Annotated in this window: 6 protein-coding genes and 1 tRNA gene; 5 read left to right on the plus strand and 2 right to left on the minus strand. The window is 55.5% G+C overall.

Features of this window, described 5'->3' with window-relative positions; genetic code table 11:
- Positions 1-28: 28 nt before the first annotated feature.
- Positions 29-799, plus strand: coding sequence for an AzlC family ABC transporter permease (locus tag RR877_RS04090; protein WP_110233161.1), 771 nt, complete (start codon positions 29-31; stop codon positions 797-799).
- A complete protein-coding gene (locus RR877_RS04095) occupies positions 796-1,110 on the plus strand; it encodes an AzlD domain-containing protein (protein WP_280802629.1) in 315 nt (104 codons plus the stop codon). The genes RR877_RS04090 and RR877_RS04095 overlap by 4 nt, the downstream gene beginning before the upstream one ends.
- On the opposite strand, the gene def is transcribed toward RR877_RS04095, so the two are convergent.
- Positions 1,107-1,670: a peptide deformylase gene (def, locus tag RR877_RS04100; RefSeq protein WP_280805544.1), complete on the minus strand. Its 564-nt coding sequence runs from the start codon at positions 1,668-1,670 to the stop codon at positions 1,107-1,109. The genes RR877_RS04095 and def overlap by 4 nt on opposite strands.
- A gap of 42 nt (positions 1,671-1,712) precedes the next feature.
- Between def and RR877_RS04105 the strand changes: the two genes are divergently transcribed.
- From RR877_RS04105 to RR877_RS04115, 3 genes are all read left to right on the plus strand, one after another.
- Entirely contained in the window at positions 1,713-2,750 is a 1,038-nt protein-coding gene (locus RR877_RS04105; protein WP_332627735.1) for a DMT family transporter, read from the plus strand.
- Positions 2,751-2,757: 7 nt separating this feature from the next.
- A complete protein-coding gene (locus tag RR877_RS04110; protein WP_332618955.1) occupies positions 2,758-3,951 on the plus strand; it encodes a glycosyltransferase in 1,194 nt (397 codons plus the stop codon).
- Between the two features lie 22 nt (positions 3,952-3,973).
- A tRNA-Ile gene (locus RR877_RS04115) sits at positions 3,974-4,047 on the plus strand.
- Positions 4,048-4,092: 45 nt separating this feature from the next.
- Here the strand turns inward: RR877_RS04115 and RR877_RS04120 are convergent.
- Positions 4,093-6,000, minus strand: a 1,908-nt coding sequence (locus RR877_RS04120; RefSeq protein ID WP_332627736.1) for a glycosyl hydrolase family 18 protein, incomplete at its 5' end; no start/stop codon positions are given.

Genomic DNA, 6,000 nt, shown 5'->3' on the forward strand with positions numbered 1-6,000 from the left:
GTGGGGGTGTTCGTGTTGAGGAGGCGCCGTGGCTTTATCTGCTGCTGATAAGCGCGCTCTGCGAACCGGTATCTCTGTCGGCATTGCCGTGGCCGCCTACGGTGTATCTTTTGGTGCGCTCAGTGTTGCTGCCGGTCTCGACGTATGGCAGACGTGTTTCTTGTCTTTGGTGCTGTTCTCTGGCGGGTCACAGTTTGCCGTGATCGGCATCATTGCTTCAGGTGGGGCAGCTGCCGGAATTCCTGCAATCGCTTCCAGTACCTTCTTGGCATTGCGTAACGGCATCTATTCCATGCGTGTGGCACCGATTGTGGGGGATGGGCCTTGGTGGCGACGCCTCGTTGCGGCTCAGCTCACCATTGATGAATCAACTGCAGTTGCGATTGCCCAGGATGAGAAAAGCGCCCAGAAGGTTGGTTTCTGGACCACAGGTATTGCGATCTACATCGGCTGGAACCTCGCCACTTTTGCCGGAGCTTTGCTGGGCAATCTTGTCGGTGACGTTAATCAATTTGGTTTAGATGCCGTCGCAGCAGCTGCCTTTGTGGGATTGTTGTGGCCACGTCTCAAGCAGTTACAAGCTGCTGCGGTTGCCATGGTCGCAGCCGTGCTGGCAACGCTGTTGATTCCCTTCACGCCACCGGGCGTTCCTGTTCTGGCAGCAGCTGTTGTTGCGCTGGTATTTGGTTTGACCAACTGGCTACACCGCGAACCCGCAGCGCAGGTTCAACCAGATGATGCTTCCGAGCCGTTGGATACTCCTGGATTCCATCCAGGGCATGAGGGGGCAACATCATGACTCTCTGGTTAACCGTGATCATCGCCTCGGTACTCTCGTTCGCCGTGAAATACACCGGCTATCTCATTCCACAAAGCATGCTGGAAAAGCCTAAGTTCACCCGTGTGACCAACCTGTTGACGGTTGCCATGCTTGCGGCACTTGTTGCTGTTCAGACGCTCGGATCTGGTCAAGCGATCGCGTTAGACGCCCGCATACCTGCGGTCATTTTGGCGGCCATGCTGTTCTCGTTCCGCGTGCCCTTTATCGTGGTGGTCGCGGTTGCCGGAATCGTGGCAGTGGTGCTGAGAAACCTCGGCTGGATGGCCTAGTCCTCGAGGTTGTCAATGCCGGGCATCCAGGACTTACCGGGCTTACCCCAGCCGCGCTTGCGTTCAATCTTGGACGCCTGCTTGTTGAATTCGTAGTCCAGGCGGTCGGTGTAGAGGTAGCCAAGCAGGTGGTCGTATTCGTGCTGGAAGATGCGGGCGAACCAACCGTCGCATTCGATCTCAAAAGGTTTTCCTTCGAGGTCTACCGCGCGCAGCAATGCCTTCTCGGCACGCACGAGGGGGAAACGCTCCCCGGGAAAGGAGAGGCAACCCTCGTCATCGGCGTCGGTGGTGTCGCGAATTTCTAGAGGAGAAATCAGGAGTGTCGGATTGATGGCCACACCACGTCGTGGTGTTCCATCGTCTTCGGGGTAGTCATAAACAAACACTTGGAGGCCCACACCAACTTGGGGTGCTGCCAGGCCCACACCAGGAGCTTCATCCATGGTGTCGAACATGTCTTGAACGAGGGTTCGAAGCTCGTCATCAAACTTCGTCACCGGCGCAGCGGGTTTGTGGAGGACGGGTTCACCTGAGATAACAATGGGGCGCACGGTCATGCCTCAAGCCTATTAGCAGCTTGGCAAGGTAGCGTTCTAGTTATGCTTGGCGACTTGCCCGACCTCACACAGGTCCACTTCGAACCATCTCAGCTCATTGGTATCCCTTTCGCGCTGGTCGGTGCTGTGTTGATGTCTATTGGCGCTCAGCTTCAGCACCGTGGTGTGGGCAAGGTCGGCAGTGATGGCGACGAGGGAAGTTCTTCACTGAACTTCAAGCAACTCCTCGGGCTCTTCCGCCGCCCGTCCTGGCTCACCGGAACATTGCTCTTGGGTGGAGCGATCTTGTTCCAGCTGATTTCTCTCGGTTTCTCACCCCTGATTGTGGTTCAGCCCATCGGTGCCGTGGCACTGGTCATGACCGCAATCCTCAACTCTCGAGTGAGCAAAACCAGTCTCAATAAAGAATCCGTCATTGCAATCGCGTTGAGCGTCGGTGGCATCGGTATCTTCGTGTCGATTGCTGCATTCACCGCAGTGAACGCCCCGATGACCTCGGGAGATCTTGCCGAGAGTCTGATCATTTTGATTGTTGTTCTCGCCATCTTTGGCGCACTGTATTTGATCTTCCGTAAGCACCTTTCCGCGCTGTACTACATCGTGGGTGCTGGTGTTCTCTATGGTTTTGTAGCCACCTTGGCCAAGGTTGTCATCACGAGCATTACTCACGGTGCAACGGATTGGCTCACCTGGGCCTGCTTGGCGGCTCTGCTGGCGGCCACCATTCTGGGTGCTCTTTTCGTTCAGAACGCGTATTCCTCTGGTCCGCCTGACCTCGTGATTGCAGGGCTGACCGTGATCGATCCCATCGTTGCGGTGACCATCGGTATCGTCATCCTCGACGAGGCATCACAGGCTCCACCCTGGGCGATTGTGGCCTACATTGTTGCAGGAGTCCTTGCCGTCATCGGTGTATTCCTTCTGGCGAAATACCACCCTGATGCTTCTGAGCCACTTGCAGAAGCAGGTGCCGAGGCAAAAGCTGGTTTCCAGGGCGCGAAAGCTGAATCTAAGGCAAAAGTGAATGCAGCGGCACACGGCGCTAAAGAGGCCATCAAGAAGGCCAAGTCCGTAAACTAAAGGCACTATGCCGAAACCTTTACGCATCCTGATTGGGTGTGACACCTTCGGTCCGAACGTTAACGGAGCAGCTAAGTTCGCTGAACGTTTAGCTGCCGGCCTTGTTGAGCGTGGACACGATGTTCGTGTCATGGCTCCTGCCGCCGGACGTAAGTCGGGAACCTGGGTGGAAACCCACGAAGGTCAGCCGATGACGATGTATCGCATCAAGAGCTGGCGTTGGTATCCGCACGACTGGCTCCGCTACATGATTCCCTGGCGGGTGCGCCACAACAGTGCACGAGTACTTGACAGCTTTAAGCCTGACGTAGTTCACTTCCAGTCTCACCTCATTGTGGGTGGCGGTCTGACTAAAGAAGCAGAGCTTCGCGGTATTCGCATCATTGGAACGAACCACTTCATGCCAGAAAACATGATGCAGTTCACGCTTCTCCCCGGCCCCACGCAGCGTGGTGTCATCCGCTTGGTGTGGAAGGCAGCAGCGCGCACATTCGGCCGCGCAGAGGCCGTCACGACCCCCACACGTCGCGCAGCCAACTTCCTCGAGGAATACACCCAGCTCACCGATGTTCACGCCATCTCTTGTGGCATCAATGCACATCACTACACCCCTAACTTTGACACTGACGGTGAAAACCGGATCGTCTTTGTCGGTCGCATTACAGGGGAGAAGAAACTCGATGTTCTCCTCAAGGCATTCCGCAAACTTCCACCTGAGCTCAACGCATCTCTGGAATTTGTGGGCGGGGGAGACCAGCTTCAGCCCATGAAGCAATTGGTTTCTCACCTAGGACTCAATGACAAGGTCACTTTTACTGGCTATGTCTCAGATGACGAGCTGAAGGCTTCGCTTACGCGAGCCAAGGTCTTCGCCATGCCATCTATTGCCGAGCTCCAGTCCATTGCGACCATGGAAGCTATGGCGACGGCACTTCCCATCGTGGGAGCTAATGCTATGGCGTTGCCTCATCTCATCCACGATGGCGAGAACGGCTATCTCTTCGAGCCCAACGATGTGGATGATCTCCGCGACAAGTTGGTCAAGGTTCTCACCGCAGATAAGGAAGAGCTTCTTCGTATGAAGAACAACTCTCTGAAGTTCATTCGCGGTCACGACATCACGCGCACTCTGGACACATTCGAAGCTCTTTACCGTGGTCAAGTGGTTGTTGACCCAGACCCTGAGCTCACAGACGACTAAACTTTTACTCGTAACACCACAAGGGGCGGTAGCTCAGCTGGTTAGAGCAGCGGACTCATAATCCGTCGGTCACGGGTTCAAGTCCCGTCCGCCCTACAAGAAAAGGGACCCCCCGTGGGGGTCCCTTTCTTTGTTTTCTGGCTACTTGAGATTAGCCCCGATTACGTCGATGAGTTCTTCATCTCGATCACCGCTGAGTTCCCACAGCATTGCTCCGCCAAGGCCTTTGGCCTTGATGTAGTCGGTCTTGATCTTGATGGACTGTGGGTCGTCATAGCTGATCCAGAGCTTGCGTGCTGGGTCGTAGAGGTAGGGAACCTGTGCTTCGGCATCCCAGTATCGAGTCATGGTTGGTAGGTAGTTGTTCTTGATGTCGGTGTAATCAAAAACTCCCTTTTCCCATGTGCCCACAGAAGCGTTCACGCCAGACTGGTAGAGGCCGTTAGCTGTCGCGCTCACGTTCTCCCAGCCGCGTCCGTAGAGGGGCAGACCCAATACGAGTTTCTGTGCAGGGAAGCCAGCGTTCAGATAAGCATCAACAGAATCAGAGATGCTGAATCCCTGTGCAATGTCCTTTGATCCCACGTTTAATGGAGCGTTGTGACCTGTGATGGGGTCCCAGCCGCCGTGGTAGTCGTAGGACATGAGGTTCATCCAGTCGATGATTCCACCAATGTTCTTGGCTTCCAGGTTAGGGATAGTGGTGGGGCCAGCGGGTGCTGCGATGGTGAGAGGGTGGTGCTCGCCATCAATTGCAGTCTGTGCTGCCAACTCTGCCTTGAACTCTGAAAGCAGCGCGGTGTAGTTGGCCTTATCTGCTGCAGTACCTGCATAGAGACCGCCAGAGACGGGGTATTCCCAGTCAATGTCGATGCCATCAAACCCGTAGGTCTTCATGAAATCAACACATGAATCAACGAAAACCTGACGAGATTCTGGCGTTGCTGCTGCAGCGGAGAAGTTCTTGCTCCAGGTCCAGCCACCGATCGAGATCATGGTTTCGAGGTTGGGATTAGCTGCCTTGAGTTTGGTGAGCTGGTTGAAGTTTCCGCGCTTGGCGCCCTGGTCCCAGCTATCTCCGGCAAAAGCCTTGTCGGTGTCAGCATAAGAGTCGCCCACAACACATTTGCCATCAGCGATGTTGGCAAAGGCGAAGTTGATGTGGGTGATCTTTTGGGCTGGGATGTCGGCAACTTGATAGTTGCGTGCATAGGTTGCCCAGGAGGGGTAATACGCCACGATCTTCTTATCCCCGGTGTAAGCATCGGGGCTCGGAACATAAGGGTCTACTGGTGGAGTTGTGGGATCAACTGGGGGAGTTGTGGGGTTCACCGTTGGTGTGGGATCTGGCTTTACTGTCTCGGTGGGAGTGGGTTGAGGCGTCACTCCTGAACCAGCCACTTCACACGTTCCCACAGCGGTTGCGCAGGTTGTAGGCAGGACAAAACTGCCGTTATCGGTGAAGCCCAGTGTGACAGAAGCTCCTGGAGCGATAGTGCCATTCCAGGACAGGTTGGTTGCGGTGAGAACACCACCTGCGAGGAAGGAGCTTGCGTTCCACATTGAGACGCTAGAGCCCTTCCAAGGGAGCGAGACAGACCACTTATTCAATGTGGTGGCGCCCGTGTTTGTCACAACCATGTCCACATTGCGTCCCGTGCCCCATTCGCTGGTGACCTTGAGTGCGACCTTGAGTGCACTGGTTGATGTTGCAGGAGTGGTGGGGGTTGGGGTCGGTGTCACGGTGGGATCAACGGTTGGTACAGGGTCGGGCGTCACGGTTGAAGAGCCATTGTTCACTGCACAGGTAGCGCCTGAAACGACGCAGGTGGTGGGCGTCATTGCCCCACCCTTTGGAGCGCCCACAAAACCAAAGGTGACGGAAGCACCAGGAGCTAGTGCAAGGTTCCAGCTGGGGCCTGAGAAACGGTAGCCGCCCGTTGAGCTTGTTGCAATGGCATCCCACGTGGAGCTAATCGTGTTGGCGTAGGGGATGGATACGGACCAGGGATTGATGCTCTTGGTCGAAGTGTTCTTAACCGTGACACT

This window comes from Aurantimicrobium sp., from assembly GCF_036667855.1.
Classification (GTDB): Bacteria; Actinomycetota; Actinomycetes; order Actinomycetales; family Microbacteriaceae; genus Aurantimicrobium.

Bases quoted from the DNA above. Each gene is read 5' to 3' on its own strand.
- RR877_RS04095 (WP_280802629.1), top strand. From the start codon at position 796: ATGACTCTCTGGTTAACCGTGATCATCGCCTCGGTACTCTCGTTCGCC.
- def (WP_280805544.1), bottom strand. From the start codon at position 1,670: ATGACCGTGCGCCCCATTGTTATCTCAGGTGAACCCGTCCTCCACAAA.
- RR877_RS04105 (WP_332627735.1), top strand. From the start codon at position 1,713: ATGCTTGGCGACTTGCCCGACCTCACACAGGTCCACTTCGAACCATCT.
- RR877_RS04110 (WP_332618955.1), top strand. From the start codon at position 2,758: ATGCCGAAACCTTTACGCATCCTGATTGGGTGTGACACCTTCGGTCCG.